At 73.4% G+C, this 19,938-nt stretch carries 10 protein-coding genes; 7 read left to right on the top strand and 3 right to left on the bottom strand.

Features of this window, described 5'->3' with window-relative positions; translation table 11 throughout:
* Positions 1 to 28 precede the first annotated feature (28 nt).
* From ACZ45Z_RS03990 to galE, 3 genes are all read left to right on the top strand, one after another.
* A complete protein-coding gene (locus tag ACZ45Z_RS03990; protein ID WP_468355691.1) occupies positions 29 to 3,751 on the top strand; it encodes a bifunctional glycosyltransferase/CDP-glycerol:glycerophosphate glycerophosphotransferase in 3,723 nt (1,240 codons plus the stop codon).
* A gap of 308 nt (positions 3,752 to 4,059) precedes the next feature.
* Entirely contained in the window at positions 4,060 to 5,721 is a 1,662-nt protein-coding gene (locus ACZ45Z_RS03985) for a glycosyltransferase family 2 protein (protein ID WP_468357309.1), read from the top strand.
* A 46-nt stretch (positions 5,722 to 5,767) separates the two neighbouring features.
* A complete protein-coding gene (gene galE, locus ACZ45Z_RS03980; protein ID WP_468355688.1) occupies positions 5,768 to 6,754 on the top strand; it encodes a UDP-glucose 4-epimerase GalE in 987 nt (328 codons plus the stop codon).
* Positions 6,755 to 6,805: 51 nt separating this feature from the next.
* Here galE and ACZ45Z_RS03975 read toward each other — a convergent pair whose 3' ends face one another.
* Positions 6,806 to 8,788 (bottom strand): glycosyltransferase, encoded by a 1,983-nt coding sequence (locus ACZ45Z_RS03975; protein WP_468355685.1) that lies wholly within the window; start codon positions 8,786 to 8,788, stop codon positions 6,806 to 6,808.
* A 183-nt stretch (positions 8,789 to 8,971) separates the two neighbouring features.
* On the opposite strand from ACZ45Z_RS03975, the gene ACZ45Z_RS03970 reads away from it, so the two are divergent.
* The 3 genes from ACZ45Z_RS03970 (at position 8,972) to ACZ45Z_RS03960 (ending at position 13,245) form a co-directional block, all read left to right on the top strand.
* The gene (locus tag ACZ45Z_RS03970; protein ID WP_468355682.1) at positions 8,972 to 11,650 is read left to right on the top strand and encodes a YfhO family protein; all 2,679 of its coding nucleotides are present in this window, start codon (positions 8,972 to 8,974) and stop codon (positions 11,648 to 11,650) included.
* 81 nt (positions 11,651 to 11,731) lie between these two features.
* On the top strand, positions 11,732 to 12,754 hold the full coding sequence (locus ACZ45Z_RS03965; RefSeq protein ID WP_468355679.1) for a glycosyltransferase family 2 protein: 1,023 nt from the start codon (positions 11,732 to 11,734) through the stop codon (positions 12,752 to 12,754).
* Positions 12,754 to 13,245, top strand: coding sequence for a GtrA family protein (locus tag ACZ45Z_RS03960; protein WP_468355676.1), 492 nt, complete (start codon positions 12,754 to 12,756; stop codon positions 13,243 to 13,245). Before ACZ45Z_RS03965 ends, ACZ45Z_RS03960 begins: the two co-directional genes overlap by 1 nt.
* A 152-nt stretch (positions 13,246 to 13,397) precedes the next feature.
* Here ACZ45Z_RS03960 and ACZ45Z_RS03955 read toward each other — a convergent pair whose 3' ends face one another.
* Positions 13,398 to 14,708, bottom strand: coding sequence for a VanZ family protein (locus ACZ45Z_RS03955; protein WP_468355673.1), 1,311 nt, complete (start codon positions 14,706 to 14,708; stop codon positions 13,398 to 13,400).
* A gap of 406 nt (positions 14,709 to 15,114) precedes the next feature.
* Positions 15,115 to 17,316: a PIG-L family deacetylase gene (locus ACZ45Z_RS03950; protein ID WP_468355670.1), complete on the bottom strand. Its 2,202-nt coding sequence runs from the start codon at positions 17,314 to 17,316 to the stop codon at positions 15,115 to 15,117.
* A gap of 260 nt (positions 17,317 to 17,576) precedes the next feature.
* Here ACZ45Z_RS03950 and ACZ45Z_RS03945 point away from each other — a divergent pair, with 260 nt between their 5' ends.
* A complete protein-coding gene (locus ACZ45Z_RS03945; protein WP_468355667.1) occupies positions 17,577 to 19,910 on the top strand; it encodes a bifunctional glycosyltransferase/CDP-glycerol:glycerophosphate glycerophosphotransferase in 2,334 nt (777 codons plus the stop codon).
* The last annotated feature ends 28 nt before the right edge of the window (positions 19,911 to 19,938 follow it).

Here is a 19,938-nt window from a genome sequence, read left to right as displayed (position 1 = left end):
TCGCCCGTCCGAAAGGCTTGGTCCGCGTATGAAGCCTCGGCTCACCGTCGTCGTACCGGTCCCCCGCGCCGAGGGGTCCGAGCGCAATTGGGAGGTGTGCCTGGAGTCGGTGGCGGCCCAGACACTGGCCCACCTGGATGTGGTGATGGTGGACGCCGGCCCCGCGGCGGGGGCCGGCGGGCCGGGCGGCGCGGCCGGTTTCCCCGAGGCCGCCTGCGCGCACGGCCCGCCCGCCGCCGTTGCCCGCCGCTTCGCCGCACGCGATCCGCGCTTCCGCGTCGTACGGCATCCGGCGACGGCCACCGCGCCCGGTCCCGCCGCCGGCTCCGGCGCGGCCCGCAACGCCGGGGCCCGGCACGCCTTCCCCGACACCCCCTACCTCGCCTTCCTCGACCCCGAGGACGTACTGCTGCCGCGCGCCTACGAGGACCTCACCGGTCTGCTGGAGAAGTCCGGCGCCGACTTCGCCACCGGCAACGTCTACCGGCTCGGCGCGGCCGGCCGCACCCAGTCCCGCTACCACCCGGCCGCCCGCGCGACCGCGCTGCGCACCCACGTCACCGAGGACCGCACCCTGCTGGCCGACCACTTCGCCCGCAACAAGGTCTTCCGCCGCGCCTTCTGGGACCGCCACCGGCTCGCCTTCCCCGAAGGCCGGTGGTGCGACGACGCGGCGGTGACGCTGCCCGCGCACCTCCTCGCCGACGCGGTCGACGTACTGCGCGAGCACGTCTGCTACTGGCGGCTGCCCGAAGGTCCCGCCCGCCTCCGGCCGCCGGGCACCACCGCCCTGCGGGACCGGTTCGCGGCGGTGGACGCCATCCGCCGGTTCCTCGCCGACGCGGCCCGCACCCGCGGCGCGGACTTCCTGCGCGAGTACGACCGCGCCCAGCTCACCGACGGGCTGCTGGACCTCGTCGAGGGGCTGCCGACGGCGGCGCCCGGGGAGCGGACCACGTTCCTGGACTGCGCCCGCGACTTCCTCGCCCGCGTCGACCCTCGGGTGTTCCCCACGCTCCCCGTGGAGCTGCGGATGCGCTGGTACCTCGTACGGGCCGGCCGGCTCACCGACCTGCTCCGCCTGCTCGACCACGAGGCGCGCAACCCCGGCGGCTTCGCGGTGGCGGGGCCGCCGCTGCGCAAACGGGCCGCGGTGCCACTGACGCCGCCGCTCGTGCTGCCGCCGGGCGTGACGCGGCTGGAGCACGCGGACTTCCCCGCGCGCACCCGGGTGACGGAGGCGGTGTGGCGGGAGGGGACGCTGGTGCTGCGCGGCTACGCCTACCTCCGCAACCTCGACGCCACCACCCGCCACAGCTACCTCAGGACCGCCTTCCTGGGCCAGGGCCGGCGCCGCCTCCTGCTGCCCCTGCGCCCGCTGGAGATGCCGCAGGCCACCGCCGAGTCCGGCCAGGAGCAGCACTGTTACGACTGGGCGGGCTTCGAGATCACCCTCGATCCGCGGCGGCTGCGCAAGGGCGGGCGCTGGGAGGAGGGCGACTGGACGGCCGGGGTGCTGCTGGCGTCGGCGGGCGTGGTGCGGGCCGCCGCCCTGCACGCGCCGGAGGGCGGCTCGGGCGCCGCGCCGCGCGCGCATGAGCCCGGGGCCGACGGGGCGGGAGAGGGGGCCGGCGCGCCCGAGGGCGTACGGATCACGCCCTGGTACGCGGACGGGCGGCTGCGGCTGTCGGTCGTCCGCCGCACCCGCCGGCTGGCCGGCCACCACGCGGCGGCGACCGGCGCCCTGGACCTGACCGTCACCGCGCCCGGCCCGGCCCCCAGCGCCCTGCGGCTCACCCATGAGGGCACCGGCACGGTGGTGTCGTTTCCGGTGGAGACGGGGGACGCGGCCGAGGCCGGGGACGGGGATGGGGACGCCGCCGGGGACGGGGACGCCGCCGGGGCCCGGCCGAAGCCCGAGGCCGCTCCGGCCACCCCCGCCACCCCCCGCCGCACCGTGCGACTGCGCCTGGACGCCCTGGCCGCCGCCCGCCCCGCCCGGGACGGCGCGCCCCGCGAGATCCCGCCCGCGCTCTCCGAGACCTGGGTGCCCGAGCTGGTCCTCTCCGACGGCGGCACCGACCGCGTGGCCTGCGCCCCGGACCTGGCCCCCGTCGCGTATCCGCTCTCGCACGGCCGGGAGCTGATCGTCGCGGCCACCGCGGCCGGCGACCTCGTCCTGCACGACCGCACCCCGCAGCCGTTCCTCGACCGCGTCGCCTGGCGCGCGGACGGCACGCTGCTGGTGGCCGGCACGCTGCCGGACGCCGCTCCGCGCGCCACCGAACTCGTCCTCAAGCACACCGCGCACGCCGCCGAGGCGGTCTTCGCCACCACCCACAGCGGCGGCCGGTTCCACTGCCCGCTGCCGCTGGGCGCGCTCCCCACACTCGCGGGGGCGGTCCCCCTGCGGGAGGGCCGCTGGACGCTCCATCTGCGCGAGCGGGGCGCGCCCGGCTCGCCCCTGGACGCCCCGGTCCGCTTCGCGCCCGCCGTCTTCGACGGGCTGCCCACCTCCCGTACGGTCCGCGGCAAGCCGCTCGTCCTCGACCGGCACCACTACGACGAGGCGTTCGTGGCGGCCGGCCCGGCCCTGCCCGCCGTCGACCGCGGCCCCTACCGCCGCCGCGTCCTGCGCGAGGAGCACTACCCGCTGCACCGCGCCCGCCCGCTGCGCGACTCCGTCCTCTACAGCAGCTTCGGCGGGCGGGCGTACGGTGACTCGCCGCGCGCCGTGCACGAGGAGCTGGTGCGCCGGGGCGCGCCGGTCGAGCACCTGTGGGCGGTGCGTGACGCGCAGGCCGAGGTGCCGGGCACCGCCCGCCCGGTGGTGGTGGGCAGCGCCGCATGGCACGGGGCCCTGGCGCACAGCCGGTGGGTCGTCACCAACACCCACCTGCCCCGGTGGTTTTCGCGGCGGGAGGGCCAGCGCGTCGTGCAGACCTGGCACGGCACCCCGCTCAAGCGCATCGGCGCGGACCTCGCGGGCACCCTGTGCGCCGGACTGGCCCACCTGGCGCCGCGACCGCGACCGGAGCGTCAGTGGAGCGTTCTGCTGTCGCCCAACGCGCACAGCACCCCGGTCCTGCGCTCCGCGCTCGGTTATGACGGTGAGCTGCTGGAGTGCGGACTGCCGCGCACCGACGCCCTGTTCGGCCCCGACCGCGACCGGGCCGCGGCCGCCGTACGCGCCCGCCTGGGCATCGACCCCGGCAAGAAGGTGGTGCTCTACGCGCCGACGCCGCGTGACCACCTCGCCTACGACGCCGCCCACCACCGGCTGCATCTGCCGCTCGACCTGGAGGCGGCCCGGGCGGCGCTGGCGCCGGACCACGTGCTGCTGGTGCGCGGCCATCCGCTGGTCGCCGACCGGCTGCCGGCGCACCACGCGCCGTTCGCCCTCGACGTCTGCGCGCACCCGGACGCCACCGAACTGCTGCTGGCGGCGGACGTCCTGGTCACCGACTACTCCTCGCTGACCGCCGACTTCGCCAACACCGGCCGCCCGATGCTCTTCCTCACCCCCGACCTGCCGCACTACCGCGACACCCTGCGCGGCTTCACCCTCGACTTCGAGGCCCGGGTGCCGGGCCCGCTGCTCACCTCGACGGGTGAACTGATCGACGCGCTGGGCGACTTGGACGCCATCAACCGGGCCGCCGCGGACGCGTACGCGGACTTCCGGCAGACCTTCTGCCACCGGGACGACGGTGGCGCGGCGGGCCGGGTCGCCGACCTGATGACGGAGTGAGTGCCGGCCCGGCGCTCACGGACACGGCAGCGGCCCGGGGCCGGCGGGGCCCGGGCCGCGGCAATGTGGTGCCGCGCATATCGGCATCGCGCGGCGGTCGCGTCGTTACAGCATGTGCAGGCGTCGTCACGAGCCGGCGCAGCCCCCCGTCCGGCCTTCCGGTCCGTCACAAGACGGCAATGAGGCGGAAAACCGTGGCAAGGGGTGCAACCGCACGGCGGGTTTCTCCCTCTGACCCATCGGATAAGGGGACCGGATCCCGCTCGCGCCAAGAGATGCTGTCGACACGAAATGTAGATTTAGTGACTGTGAAAGAAGCCCTTGAGCCACGGCCTGGGCCCACCATCACGCCCACCGCGCAGGTCAGCATCGTCGTCATCGCCTACAACGATGCCGCCCATGTCGCTGACGCCGTGCGCTCCGCGCTGGCGCAGGGGGCACCGGGAGAGACGGTCACCGAAGTGATCGCGGTGAACGACGCCTCCACCGACGGCACCGGCGCCGCGCTGGACGCCCTGGCCCGCGCCGAACCCCGCCTGAGGGTCATCCACCGCGCCGAGAACAGCGGCGGCTGCGGCACCCCGCGCAACGACGGGCTGCGCGCCGCCACCGGCCGCTTCGTGATGTTCCTCGACAGTGACGACGTGCTGCCACCGGGCGCGGCCGAGGCGCTGCTGACCGCGGCCCTGCGCCACGACACCCCGGTGGTGGCCGGCGCCTGCGTACGCCGTGAACTGCCCGCCTACCGCGACATCCCGTGGCAGCCGGCCCTCTACCGCGAGGCGGCCGTCCACGGCTCGCCCGAGACCAGCCCCCAGCTCGTACGGGACACCCTGTGCGTCAACAAGCTCTACGACCGGGCGTTCCTGGCCGAGCACGACATCCTCTTCCCCGAAGGCCGCTTCACCTACGAGGACTTCGTGTTCACCGCCCGGGTGCTGGCCGCCGCCCCGCGCCTGGCGACCATCCCCGACAGCGTCTACGTCTGGCACGTGCGCCGGGCCGCGGCCAAGCAGTCGATCTCGCTGGACCGCACGGACATCGCCAACTGGCAGGCCCGGATCGACGCGCACCGCACCAGCGTGCGGATCTTCCACGACGCCGGCCTCAAGGCCCTCGCGCACGCCGCGGACACCAAGTTCCTCGACCACGACCTGCGGATGTACGTCCGCGAGCTGCACACCCGCGGCGCCGACTACCGCGCCGAGTGGTGGCGGCTGACCCGCGCCTACCTCACCGGCTTCGACGAGGCCGACCTGCTCGCGGCCCGCGCCCCGGCCCGCTGGCTGGCCCGCGTCGTGCTGGCCTCCCCGGTCCCGCGCGACCTGGAGCGCCTGACCCAGTTGGCGGCCCGGCCCGGCCGGCTGCTGCCGCCGTACGCGCGGCAGGAGGACCGCCCGGTGTGGTCGGCGGACCTGCCCGAGGTGGAACTGGACGCGATCGGCACCAAGCCGCTGCACCGGCTGCCGGTGACCGTCGACGCCGAACCGGTCATCGGCGCCCGCAGCGTGCTGCGGCTGCGGGTGCACGAGCTGTACGGGCGGCTGGCCGCGGCCGGCCCCGTCGGCATCGACATCGAGCTGCGGCGCCGCACGGACGACCGGCGCGGCCCGGTGCACACCGCCGCCCTCACCCCCGGCGCCGCGTGTGCCGACGGCACCGACCCGGCGGTCTGCTGGACGGCCGAGGTCGTGCTGGACCTCGGCGCGCTGATCGAGCGGGGCGGCAAGCGGTCCGCCGACCCCGAGCCCTGGGACCTGATGGCCGAGGTGAGCTGCGCGGACGGCTCCCGCTTCCGCGCCTCGCTGCGGGCGACCGGCCCGGGGCTGCGGCGCCGGGTCCTGCCCAGCCGCCGCCATCTGCTGCTGCTGGCGCAGCCGTACGCGACGACCGGCGGCGCGCTGTCGCTGCGGGTCGCGTCGGGCCTGCGCAGTGTGTGGCGCATCGCCGCCCGCCGGCTGCGCCGCTGACCGCGGCCCGGCCCGCCCCTTTGACCCCGAGCCTAGGATTGACGTCATGTCTTACTTGATCACGGGTGGTGCCGGCTACATCGGCTCCCATGTCGTACGCGCCCTGCGGCAGGCGGGCGAGGAGGTCGTCGTACTGGACGACCTGACGACGGGGGTGGCCGCCCGGCTTCCCGAGGGCGTGCCGCTGGTCGTCGGCTCCACGCTCAACCGCGAGCTGCTCGGCCGCACCCTCGCCGAGCACGGCGTCACCGACGTGGTGCACCTGGCGGCGAAGAAGCAGGTCGGCGAGTCCGTCGAGATGCCGCTGCACTACTACCGCGAGAACGTGCACGGCCTCCAGACGCTGCTGGAGGCGATGTGCGCGGGCGGCGTGGGCCGCCTGGTGTTCTCCTCCTCGGCCGCCGTCTACGGCATGCCGGACGTCGAGCTGGTCACCGAGGACACCCCCTGCGCCCCCATCAACCCCTACGGCGAGACCAAGCTCGTCGGCGAGTGGATGTCGCGCGCCACCGGCAAGGCCCACGGCATCAGCACCGCCTGCCTGCGCTATTTCAACGTCGCCGGCGCCGCCGCCCCCGAGCTGGCCGACACCGGGGTCTTCAACATCGTCCCGATGGTCTTCGAAAAGCTCACCGCGGGCGCTGCACCGCTCATCTTCGGCGACGACTACGACACCCCCGACGGCACCTGCGTGCGCGACTACATCCACGTCAGCGACCTCGCCGACGCCCATGTGGCGGCCGCCCGCAAGCTCGCCGGGCCGGGCCCGGTGCGTGATCTGACGCTCAACATCGGGCGCGGCGAGGGGGTGTCCGTCCGCGAGATGATCGACCTGATCATCGAGATCACCGGGCACGAGGGCGCCACCGCCGAGGTCACCCCGCGCCGCCCGGGCGATCCCGCGCGGGTCGTCGCCGCCGCCGACCGGATCAGCGCCGAGCTGGGCTGGAAGGCCCACCACGACGTCCGCGACATGATCACCTCGGCGTGGGCGGGCTGGCAGCACCACCACCCGCGGGCGCCGCGCCGCTGAGGGGACGGGGCCGGACCGCCGACGCGGCGGGATCCGGCCCCGGCGCCCCGTTCAGCCCAGCATCCGCCGCAGCGGCGCCGTCACCCCGGCGCCGCCCTCGGGGACGGTGAGGATCAGCGGTGCCCGGCCGTCCGCGCGGCCGCCCGCCGCCCGTACCGGCATCTCGCGGCGCAGCCCGCCCGCCGTCAGCCGCAGCGCCACCCGCCAGGTGCCGGGCGGCGCGCAGCGCAGGACGGACCGCACGGTGAAGCGGTCCCCGGCGCCCCGTTCGGTCGCGGTGCGCAGCGCCACGGTCCGGGTGGCGTCGAAGAGGACCAGTCGCAGCGTGCCGTCGGCCGGGCAGCCGGGCAGGGTCACCCCGGCGGTGACGGTGGCCCGCCCGGTGCGGTCGCAGGCGGCGTCGCCGCGCAGGTCGCCGCCAAGAGGGCGGCGGACGCCGTCGCGGTCCAGGTCGAGGTGGAGATGGCCGTGCGGCGCGGAGCGGAACAGCGCGGCGACGGCCGGGCCGGCGGGGCCGCGGCCGACGAGCCGCGGCGGGAAGGCGGCTTCGGTCGGCGCGGCGGTGGTCGGGGCGCCAGGGTCCTCGGGGCGCAGCCAGGCTTCCCGCCGGACGCCCGGCGCGGCCGGCCCGTCCGCGCCGTGCGCGGTGACCGCGATCTTCAGGCCCCACACGCCGTCGGGCAGCGGCGCGCCGTCCGCCGCGGTGGCCGGGTCCAGCGCCGCCCGCCACCCGCCGTCGCGGTGGTCGGCGGGGACGGCGTGTTCGGCACCGGCGCGGTGCAGCACGATCTCGACGGCGGCGGTGTCCAGTCCCGGCAGGGCGGCGGTGCCGGCCAGGCGCAGGACGCCGCCGACCCAGTCGAGGCCGGTCAGCCGCTGGCTCGGGGCGAGCCGGTCGGTGAGGTCGTAGCAGGCGTCGGGCAGGGCGCGGCCGGGGTCGCGGAAGTAGGGGTAGCCGGCGTAGACCCGGCCGTCGGGGTCGATGTGCGGCGGTGCGGGCGTGTCCTCGGTGTCGGCCCGGATGACGCCGGTCAGTTCGTCGTCGAGTCCGGCGCGCAGGCAGTGGGCGCGCAGCCGGAGCCGGGGCGGCAGGGCGGCCAGGACCCGGTCGGTGAGGAAGCGCTCGACGAGCGGCCGGGCGGCGGCCGCCATCTCCCGGCGGCCCGCCTCGTCGCGGGCGAGGTAGGGCGCGCTGAACGCGCCGAGGATCTCGCCGTGGAAGTGACGCACCATCAGCTTGTCGCGGTTCTCGCCGGGCGGCACCTCTTCGGCGACGAGGTCCAGGACGGTGGCGATGTAGCGCAGGTGCTCGGCCCAGTCGATGTCCTGGCGGCTGGCGTTGCTGTCGTCGTCGCGGCCGTGCAGGTAGTAGCAGACGTGGTCGGCGACGACGGAGACGGTGCCGGCGCGCAGCAGGGCGGTGATGCCGAACGGCAGGTCCTCCGCCCGCAGCCGGCCTTCGACGAAGCGCAGCCGGTGCTTTTCGACGAAGGAGCGGCGGAAGAGCTTGTAGGCGGCGAGCGTCCAGTAGACCGGCGAGTCGAAGACCGAGACGCTGGCGCTGGTGGTGCGCAGGTCCACCGGGGCGGTGCGGCCGTCGGCGCCGGCCAGCCGCCCGTAGACGATGTCCGAGCCGTGTTTTTCGGCCATCCGGGTGAGCCGTTGCAGCGCCTGCGGGCCGAGCCGGTCGTCGGAGTCGAGGAAGAAGACGTAGTCGCCGGTGGCGTGGTCGAGGCCGGTGTTGCGGGGCGCGCCGGGGCCCCCGGAGGCGGGCCGGCTCAGCACGGTGAGGTTCGGGTGGTGGCGGGCCGTTTCGGCCAGCCACTCGCCGCTGCCGTCGGTGGATCCGTCGTCGACCGCGATCAGCTCGATCCGGTCCTGGGCGAGGGTCTGGGCGAAGACCGAGCCGAGACTGCGGTCGAGGTAGGGGCGGGTGTTGTGCACCGGCACGATCACGGAGACGGTCGGCGCCGCGGCCTCCGGGCGGGCGGTGGCCCGGTGGGGTGAACGCGGTGAGTTCTCGGATGCGGGCACCGTGGCCTCCGTTCGTCGCCTGCGGTCCGGTGAAATCACCGGACCGGGGAAAGCACTCCGCGCCCCGGCAGAGCAAAACGGACTCTCAAGACATATACCGTAGGCGGGGTGTTCGCCGATCTTGGTTCAGCGCCGGTGGAACCGGTCCCTCCCTCCCGTAAGAGGCGGCCCGGGCGCGGAAGGTTGCCCGGCCGCGCCGGCCGGTGGTGCGGGCCGGCGCCGCGAGCGGTCCTGGAGCGGTCGGCCGCCCCCGGGCTCGCGGCGCTGGTGGCCATGGGGGCCTACTGCCTGGCCCTGGCGGCCGCGGGCACCCACCCCTTCGGCGCCCGCTCCCGCGCCATCAACGACCTGGGCAATCAGTTCGTCCCCTTCCACGCCCGGCTGTGGGACCTGGTCCACGGCACCACCGGCGGCGACGCGTTCTTCAACTGGAGCAGCGGCTACGGCGTCCCCTTCCTCGCCGACCTCCTCACCTACCTGATGAACCCGTTCTCCTGGCTCGTCGCGCTCTTCCCTCGCCACCTCCTGGACTCCTCGGTCTTCCTGGTCACCCTGCTGAGCATCGGCCTGGGCGCCGCCTCGATGACCGTCTTCCTCGGCCGCCTGCACCCCGGGCCCGGCTCGCTGCGGGCGCTGCTGTCGGTGGGCTACGGGCTGTGCGGCTGGGTGCTGAACGACGCCTTCGCGGACCCGATGTGGATGTGGGGCCTGGTCTCGCTGCCGCTGACCGGCATCGCCGCTGACTGGTGCCTGCACCGGCGCCGCTGGGTGGCCGGCACGCTCCTGGTCGGCCTGGCCTGGGCGGGCAACTTCTATACGGCGGCGATGGCCACCCTTGCGATGGCATTGGTGCTCGCCCTGCGGCTGCTGCTCGCCTCCGGGACGCCGGCCCGCGACCGGCTGCGGTCGCTCGCCCGGGCCGCGTCCATGGCGCTGGCGGGGATCGCGCTCGCCGCCCCGGCGATGACCGTCGCCTTCAAGGCCGCGAAGACGTCCCAACCGGCCCCGGAGGCCGTCTACCGCGGCCGGCCGCCGCTGCTGGACCAGTTGGCGGAGCTGCTGCCGGTCGGCCATGGCGGCCCGCTCGCCCAACCGGTGCCGCACGTCTTCACCGGCGTCCTCGGGCTGCTGCTGGTGGCCGCGTTCCCCTTCGTGCGGGCCGTGCCGGTGGCGGTCCGCATCGGTTGGTGCGCCCTGGCGGCGGGGATCGCGGCCTCCTTCGTGTGGCAGCCGACGATCCTGGTGTGGCACGGTTCCGCGCTGCCCAACGGCAGTCCGTACCGCGCCGCCTTCGTCCTCAGCGGCGTCCTGGTGATGATCGCGTGGCTGGCGCTGGCGCACCGGCCGCGCCTGCGCGAGCTGGCCGCGGGCGCGGCGGTGGTCACCGCGCTGGCGGTGCTGTGCCGCGAGCGGGGCGCGGTCGGCGACTCCACCTGGATCCTGCTGTCCGGCGCCGGCACGGTGGTGCTCGGGGCGCTCGCCGCCCTGGCCGCCGCCCGCCGCCGCCCCGCCGCCGCGGCGGGCGTACGGGCGGTCGTCACCGTGGCGTTGACCTGCGCGGTCCTGGCCGGTTCGGCGTACGCGGCGTTCTCCGTGACGGTGCAGCGCGACAAGATCGCGTGGTTCCGGCCGAAGACCACGCTGAACGACCGGGTGCTGGCGGCCCGGCGCGGCCTGGCGGCCCGCGCCGACTGGCCCCGCTCGCGCACCGACCCCGGCCCGCACGAGTTCGCGAACAACGACCCGCTGCTGATCGGCGGTGAGGGCGGCTCGTACTACAGCAGCTACCTGCCCGCCGCGACCGCCCGCACGCTGCACGCCCTGGGCGCCGGCTGGTACATGAGGGGCCGGCACACCCTCAGCTTCGAGGACCCGGTCGGCCAGGCGCTGATGGGGGTCAGCAGCTCGCTGCACCCCGTACCGCGCGGCCACGGCCGCTACACCCTCGCCCGCGGCGTGCCGGCGCCGCTGCTGACCGTACGCGCCACCCTGCCGCCCGCCTCGCCGGCCGGGACCGTCTTCGCCCGCCAGGAGCGGGTGCTGGGCGCGCGGGTGTACGAGGTGCCGCCGCTGACGCCGGCCCCGGGCGCGGCGGCGGTCCGCGACCGGGGCGGCTGGACCCTGCCGGCCGTACGGAAGGCGGGCGGGCGGAAGGCGGCCGTTCGGGAGGCGGCCGGGCGGAAGGCGGGCGCACCGAAGGCGGCCGGGCCCGGGCGCGTCGCCGGCGGGCCGGCAGGCGGCCCCGGCCGTCCGGGAACCACCTTTACGGCCCAGTGCGCCCCGGGCAGTACGGCCGTCTGGTACGCGCCGTGGTTCTCCGGGGAGGTCGGCGGCCCCGGCGGCGGCGCCCCGGCGGTCGGCCGCCGCGACACCACCGCCAACCCGGTCCGGAAGCTGGGCACGGTCCCGGCCGACGGCACGGTGACGGTGCGCTTCGCCGGCCGGGGCCGCCAGCACGTCCCCGACGGTGCCGTCGCCTGCCTCTCGCCGCGCAAGCTGGCCGCGGCGGTGGCCGCCCTGCGCGCCCGGGGCCCGCTCTCGCTGACCGCGAGCGGCCACGGGCTGGCGGCCACCCTGCCGCCGGGCAGTTCCGGCAGCGCGGTGCTGGCCGTGCCCGCCATCCGGGGCTGGAGCTGTTCGGTCGATGACGGGCCGGCCCGCGCACCGCGCTCCTTCGGCGGTCTGATGGCCGTGCCGCTGGGCTCCTCCGCCTCGCGTCTGGCCTGCTCGTACACTCCACCGGGCCTGAAGGCGGGACTGGCGGCGAGCGGCGCGGCGGCCCTGGTGCTGGCCGCGGTGGCCGGTGGCACGCGCGTCCGTGGGCGGCGGAAGACCCCCGCCCACGACACGCCCGAATCGTGACATTCGCCCACCTTTGCGAGAATCGGCACCCAGAGGGCGGCGCATGAACCGTCCCCTGCCCCGGGCGAAAAGGACTGCTGAATGAAGCTCTCCCTCGTCGTTCCCTGCTTTAACGAAGAAGCCGTCATAGGCCGCTTCGACGACACGCTCCGCGCCGCACTGGACGGGCTCGTCGTCGAATACGAGCTCTGGTACGTGGACGACGGCAGCACCGACGGCACCCTGCGCACCCTGCGCGGCCTCACCCAGCGGCACCCCGGCACCACCCGCTTCCTCTCCTTCAGCCGCAACTTCGGCAAGGAGGCCGCGATGCTGGCCGGCCTGCGGGAATCCACCGGCGACGCGGTGATCCTCATGGACGCCGATCTCCAGCACCCGCCCGAGCTGATCGAAAGAATGCTCGACCTCTACCAGCTCGGCCACGACCAGGTCATCGCCAAACGCAGCCGGGACGGCGACAAACGGGTGCGCACCGCGCTGAGCCGGCTGTACTACCGCGCCGTCAACACCTGGGTGGACGTCGAACTCACCGACGGCGTGGGCGACTTCCGGCTGCTGTCGCGCAGGGCCGTGGACGCGCTGATATCCCTGCCGGAGTACAACCGCTTCTCCAAGGGCCTGTTCTCCTGGATCGGCTTCGACACCGTCACCTTCGACTACCGCAACGCCGCCCGGGAGGCCGGGCAGACCAAGTGGCGCTTCGGCTCGCTGATCAACTACGGCATCGACGGCATGATCTCCTTCAACTGCCGCCCCCTGCGCGTGGCGATCTACGCCGGTCTGAGCCTGGCCGGGCTCGCCGCGCTCTACACCCTGTGGATCGTCGGCGCCGCCGCCGTCGGCGGGGTCACCGCGCCCGGCTACGTCACCCTGGTCGCCATCATCGTGGGCCTGGGCGGCCTCCAGATGGTGATGCTCGGACTGATCGGCGAGTACATCGGACGGATCTACTACGAGTCCAAACGCCGGCCCCACTACCTGCTCAAGGAGGCCGGCCGCGCGGCGCCCGCCGCCGCCAAGGAGCCCGCCACCACCGCCCGCATCCGGCCCACGAGCGCCGCACACCCCCCGCGTCCCGCCGCCGGCGCCTACCGGGCCCGCTGATGCCCGGTGCCGCGCAGGGCGGACGCTGGAGCCGCCTGCTGCGCTTCGCCGTGGTCGGCTGCGTCAACACCCTGACGTTCTACGCCTGTTATCTGCCGCTGCACCGCGTACTGCCGTACTTCGCGGCCTACACCGCCGGCTTCCTGCTGAGCCTGACGGGCTCCTTCTTCCTCAACACCCACTTCACCTACCGCACCCGCCCGACGTGGCGAAAGTTTCTGCTCTTCCCGCTGACGCAGGTCACCAACTACGCGGCGCAGAGCGCGGGTCTGGTCGCGCTGGTGAGCTGGTGGGGGATGGACAGCGCGGTGGCGCCGCTGGCGGCGGCCCTCGCGGCCCTGCCGGTCACCTATCTGGTCGCCGGACGGATCCTGCTTCCTTCCCGGCACCACCACACGACGCCGGGCCCCTCCCCGGACGGCTCCCCCGCCACCCATCCGGCCGACCCGGTCTCCGGGGCGGGCGGCACTTCGGACTCGCTCGTCCAGTAGGGCTCCGTTCAGCCTTGCCGATCATGTCGGTGTGGAGCAGGTTGGTCGGAGGGAGATACGACAGGCCGAGAGTCCGCGGGCGGAGTATCGGGATTCGTGGCGGACGTAGATTCGTGGCGGATGCATTCGCCTCCGTGCCACGGAAGGCATGGTCAGCTCTGCAAGTCATCATCTCCGACGGGTTCTGGCGTCACTTCGCCACCCGTTACAGCGTCGATGAAGACCGTTGACTCCACTTTTCGCTCCGGACCCCGCACCAGGGAAACCATCCATACAGGTCGCCAAGAGTGGTTGACCCGTTGGGCGAGCAGCTTGACAGGAACCGCATCCGCGTCTCCCGCAACGCGTTCAGCCTGCTTCGTCGCTACAGCCTTCGTTACGGTGGCCTTCTGGAGTTTCGGATCGGGGATGCTTCGCGCAGCCACACCCGTGATGCGACCAGCAGACGAGACAGTCATGTCCAGTCGCATTGGCATCATCACCCTGTCCACGTAACGGCGGTAAACCAGTATGTGCGGCCCTTTCTCCCCATGAAGAGTTCTGTAGGTGACCTTGGCGCCGGCCACGTCGTCGGGAAACCATTTGTCAGCGAATCGATCACCAACCGCCCGTACCTCATCTGCGGAAAGTGAAGCGTGGTCGCCTGTAGCCATCTTCGAAGTGAAACCTTCGAGCTTTCGTTCCGGCCACAGGACAGTAACGTCTCCACGCGCTGTTTCTGCCTTGAGGCGCCACCGCCCGCCGTTCAACTTTTCGCTGGTGGACTGCGTGACCTGCGTTCCCTTTCCGTACAGGTCGTCCACCGTCTTTTGCAGCCACGCGTCCTGTTTTTCCGTTTCCTTCATGGTTGCGCGCATGCGCTGGGACTTCGCCTCTTGGTGAACAGGATCGACAGTAAAAGCGAACGATGCCGTAAGGATGAGGACCCCTACCGCACCGGTGCAGGTACCCCACAGGGCATCAGCGCGCGTGAAAGGCGACTGTCGCTTCTGAACCCAGAAGATCACGACCCCGAGGAAGACGCCGAGAAGGCCACCGAGTGCGTTCGCCCTGATGTCGTCGTAGCTACACGCGCGCCCCAGATCTGTCCACGATTGGATCAGCTCGACGCCACACGTCAACATCAACATTCCAGAAAGAGCCAAGACCGGCCGCCGGAAGAGGAGTACCGCGAGACAGCTCACAGGGACAAACAGCAGCACGTTAAGACGCGCCGACTCGGAGACCATAAGCTCCTGCGCGGGCAGGCCGGCATCACAAATTCCGGCCTGCCCTGAACCTCCTCCACCTGGCATAAGCGTTACGGCAACCACGCCGGCCAGAGCCGCCGCGAACAGCAGCGAAATGCCGATGCTCCCGCCCTTGGCCTTCGCCACCATAACTGACGGAATGCCCAGCATCACTACGATGAAGAGAAATGCCGGTATCAGGCCGGGCAGCGCGCCGATAGATGCTTCAATCACCAGGTATATCTTTCAAGAAGGCGGAAGGGGAGGGCGTTTCAGCAAAGGTGCGTGATCGAAGGCGTCTCGAAATACGCGCCATCCGCCGACATGACACCTATGGCGCTGCAATCTGTAGCGTAACTTACGGGGGCGCTCCCCGAGTAGGAAATGCTCTGCCCCTTCTTGACGAGCTTCACCTTGTCCTTGTAGAGGGCTCGTTCGAAGCTGACCCTCAACTGCGCGTACACGGAGCCCCCGCTGGTCTTCTTGTACTTCTCACCGAAGTAGATCTTCGAAGAAGACTGACCTATCTCACGCCCGTTATGAGCCTCGAAGGAAAGCGTGCCATTGCTCAGCTTGGTGCTTGTGGATCCGCCGGCGTATGCAGCAGTGGAGCCCAACGCCGCGAGCAGCGCCCCCCAAATCAGGCCCCGACGGCCCGGCGCCCGCCGGTTCGGGCCCGCCAGGCGCCGAACGGTGCGGTCCGCTCCGCTCCCCGCTGCCGGGACGCGTACAGCCGGCCGTCGTTGCCGAGTGCCACGACGACCGCCCGGCCGTGGACGTCCCGGGCCACCGCGGCCGCCGCCGAGTGCGCCACCCGGCCCGTCTGCCAGGGCCCCGGCGTGTCCTGGACCAGCGCGGCGCGCACCTCGCCCGCCTGGTCCCGCGCCGCGATCACCATCCGGTCGCCGCGGTCGGCGCGGGCCGCCGCGACCCGCCCGTGGCCGCCGACCGGGTCGCAGCGCCCCGCCACCCGCCAGCCCCCGATCGCCTTCTGCCGCTCGGCGACCATCACCTGGGCGGTGACCGACAGCCGGTAGGCGATCCGTACGACGCCGTTGTCCAGCGCGACGGCGCTGACCGGCCCGGCCGCCTCGGGCAACCCGGTGGCGGCAGCCGGCCGCGGCACTCCGCCGGGCTCCTTGGACACCCAGTGCAGCACCGTTTTCCCGCTGGGGGCGACGAGGTGGATCAGCCCGTCGGAGTCCACGCAGGCGTCCAGCCCGTCGACCACCCGCGGTGAGGTGTTCAGGGCGCCGACCGGGCCCTCCAGCACCTCCCACGGCGACCATGGCCCGTCGCCCGTCCCCCGGCGGTGGGCGATGCCGCCGTCCCAGGTCCGTACGAAGACGTGTGCCGCGCCGTCGCCGGTGGCCACCGCCGCCGGGAAGCCGGTCTCCAGCGACCGGACCGGGTCGGGGTCCGGGGTGCCCAGCGACTGCCAGGGCGCGAAGGCCGGCGCCCCGCCCCGGCCGGTGCCGCGCTGGGCCGCGGTCAGCACCTCGCGGTGGTGGGCGGCGCCGGGGCCGGGCAGGACGGTGCGGCAGGCGAAGAGCCGGAGGGTGCCGTCGGGGCGCCGTACCGCCTGGATCTGGCTGTCCAGCAGGTCACCGCCGAGGGCGGCCGGGCCGGCGAAGCGGCCGCTGCCGGGGGCGGTCTCGGTCCAGCAGTGCGCCCTGCCGTCCATGACCGCGAAGGCGGCGAGCCGGCCGTCGGCGGTGGGCAGGACCCAGCAGTTGGAGCCGGGGGCGCGCAGCCGGGTGCTGAGGGTCCAGTCGCGCGAGGCGGTGAACGCCGAGCCGCCCACCTTGCGGTCGCCGCAGCCCGCCGGATCGGCGCACGGGCGGCCGTCGGCCCAGCCGTAGACGCTCAGCAGCGCGCTCTTGCGGCGGCCGGCCTGGAGATCGATGTTGTGGGGCAGGACGCCGGCCTCGTAGCCGAGGTAGCTCTCGACGAGGGCGGGGCGGCGGGGCCCGCGCCGCCGCCAGTAGCGGGCCAGGGCGGCCTGCGCGAAGTAGGCGGAGGCGGTGTGGTCCTGGTGGTCGTGGTAGACGGGACCGGCCAGCCGGGGGTCGGTGGCGGTCCACGGCCGGCCGGGGATGTGCACCGCGTTCGGGTCCAGGGTCCGCACGACCGTGGGCCGGACCCGCTCCAGCACCGCCACCAGGGTCTCGATGACCTGGTCGCGGGTGTAGCGGTACTGCCCCCGCACGGGCGTTCCGGCGGGGCGCAGGGTGGGCAGGGTGTCGGCCACGCCGAGCCACAGGCCGCGCAGGCTGGTCGCGCGGGCCTCCGAGACGGACCTGGCCTCGACCAGCTCCATGAAGATGAGCTGGTTGCGCGGTGCGGCCCGCAGGGTCTGGATCTCCACCTGGAAGCCGGGGACCAGGGAGAGGGCCGCCACGTGCCACGGACTGTCGGGGTCGCCGGTGGCCATGACGGCGTGCGCGGCGCGCAGGCCGTTGGCGCGGGCGCGGGAGAAGGCGGCGCGGTCCTGGGGGACGCTGTCGGGGTCGCGGGTGTCCCGGCCGACGTTGTGGCCGTCGGATTCGCCGCCGGTCAGGCAGACCGTCACCGAGCGGGCGCCGCAGCGGATGGACTGCTCCAGGTCGGGGTTCATGAAGTACAGGGCGTCGTCGGCGTGCGCGATGACGTGCAGGAACGACTGGTCCGCCGCGGCCACCAGCGGTCCCGTGGGGGCGGCGGGTTCCGCCGGACGGGCGGCGCCCCCGTCCTCCGGGGAGAGCCAGGTCCAGATGCCCCCGCCGAGCGAGGCCGCGACCAGTCCGCCGCCGGTGGCCTTGAGCAGCCGGCGGCGGGAGAGGCGGGGCGGTCGGGCGGGCACTGGGGGGTCGTCTCCTCTGTGGCGCTCGGCGGCCCCCGTCCAGCCGATATCGAGTCAATCTTCAGTATTTGGTGACACAGCGGCTCCCGCTCACCCGGAACGCCCCCATTCGGGGGACTATGCCAAGAAGAGCTGTGGAACATTCAAGTGAACAACCACAACCTTTTCGGATGAACACGAGTCAGACACTTGACAAGGAACGAGCCCCTTTGGGGTTTTTTTGCGTTCTGTACTCAGCTCGTCACGAGGAGTAGCACCGCATGGCCGAGATAGGCACCGACGCCGTACCCCGCTTCAGCGTCATCGTCCCCGTGTTCAAAGTGCAGGGCTTCCTGCGCGAATGCCTGGACTCGGTGCTGGAGCAGGACTTCACGGACTTCGAGCTGATCGCGGTGGACGACTGCTCGCCCGACCGCAGCGGCGCCATCCTGGACGAGTACGCCGCCCGTGACGACCGCGTCCAGGTGCTGCACCTCCCGGAGAACGTCGGCCTGGGCCTGGCCCGCAACGCCGGCCTGGAGAAGGTCCGCGGCGACTACGTCCTCTTCCTCGACAGCGACGACACCCTCGTGCCCGGCGCGCTCGCCGCCCTTGCCGAGCGGCTGGCCGCCACCGAGGACCCCGAGATCCTGATCTTCGACTACGCGCGGACCTACTGGGACGGCTCCGTCCGGCGCAACCTGCTCGCCGGCCTCCTCGACGAGTCCGGCGCCCCGGCCTTCCCCCTCGCCGACCGCCCCGAGCTCCTGGACCTCCTCCAGATCGTCTGGAACAAGGCATACCGCCGCGACTTCGTCGAGGAGCACGGTTTCCGCTTCCCCGTCGGCTACTACGAGGACGCCCCCTGGACGTTCTGCACGCTGATCACCGCCGAGCGCATCGCGGTCCTGGACCGGGTCCTGCTGCACTACCGCCAGCGCCGCCAGGGCGGCAACATCCTGCGCACCACCAGCCGCAAGCACTTCGACGTCTTCGACCAGTACGCCCGGGTCTTCGCCCACCTCGACGCGCACCCCGAACTCGCGCGCTGGCGCCCGCAGATGTTCCGCAAGATGATCGACCACTACCTGACCGTCCTGGACAAGCCCGGCCGCCTGCCGCACAACGCCCAGGCCGAGTTCTTCCACCGCGCCGCCCGCGACTACCGCCGGCTGCTGCCGCCCGGCTTCGTGCGGCCGGCCGGCGTGGCCGGCGGCAAGTACGCCCTGCTCGCCAAGGACGCCTACCCGGCGCTGGCCGGCCTCAAGGTCGCCGGCAAGGTTCAGCGGACGGTGCGCAAGCACGCCACCAAGCGGGTCAGGCAGGCCAAGCGCAAGGCGATGGACCTGCGCTACCAGGCCCTGCTGCGCCAGCCGCTGGACGAGAACCTCGCGGTCTACTCCGCGTACTGGAACCGCCTGCCCGCCTGCAACCCGCTCGCGGTCTACGAGAAGGCCAAGGAGCTCGCGCCCCAGGTCCACGGCGTCTGGGTCGTCAAGCAGTCGGTGGCCGACGAGCTCCCGGCCGGCATCGACCACGTCGTGGTGAACTCACCGCGCTACTGGGAGGTCATGGCCCGCGCCAAGTACCTCGTCAACAACGTCAACTTCGCGGACGGCGTGGTCAAGCGCGAGGGGCAGATCCACCTCCAGACCCACCACGGCACCCCGCTGAAGTCGATGGGCACCGACCAGAAGCGCTATCCGGCCGCCGCCAAGGGCATGAGCTTCCGCAAGCTGCTGGCGCGCGCGGACCGCTGGGACTACTCGCTCTCCTCCAACCAGCACACCACCGAGCAGTGGGAGCGCGTCTACCCGTGCGACTTCCAGTCGCTGGACGCCGGCTACCCCCGCAACGACGTCTACTACCGCGCCACCGCGGCGGACGTCCTGGAGATCCGGCAGCGCCTGGGCATCGCCCCCGGCAAGACCGCCGTCCTGTACGCGCCGACGATGCGCGACTACCAGGTCGGCTACGTCCCGCGCCTGGACCTGGAGAAGATCTCCCGCGAACTGGGCGAGGACTACGTCCTGCTGGTGCGCACCCACTACTTCTACGACCAGGACCCCGGCCTCCAGGAGCTCCAGGAGCGCGGCGCGCTGATCGACGTCTCGGGCCACCCGGTCGTCGAGGAGCTGTGCCTGGCCGCCGACGCGCTGGTCACGGACTACTCGTCGATCATGTTCGACTACGCCAACCTCGACCGGCCGATCATCAACTACGCCGACGACTGGGACACCTACGTCCGCTCCCGGGGCGTGACCTTCGACCTGCTCTCCGGCAGGCCGGGCGACACTCCGGGCGTCATCGCCACCACCGAGGACGAGCTGATCGAGGCGTTCCGCGACGGCGGTTGGGACGACGACCGGGCCACCGCGCGGCGCGCCGCCTTCCGCGACCGCTTCTGCCAGTGGGACGACGGGCACGCCGCCGAGCGCGTGGTGCGCCGCGTCTTCCTCGGCCAGGAGCTCGCCCCGGCCCCGCTGCCGCCGGCCGAGCGCACCCCCGCGCCGTCCCCGCGCGCGGCGGCCGCCGCGGCCGGGGCGCTCCGGCTGCCCGCGCAACGCGAGGCGAGCCCGGACGAGGAGCCTTCGGACATCGGGCTCGCGGGCTGACACCCGCACACAGGACGACAGGGGTGCC

This window comes from Streptomyces sp. NPDC031210, from assembly GCF_055570395.1.
This window is presented reverse-complemented; position numbering and strand designations above follow the sequence as displayed.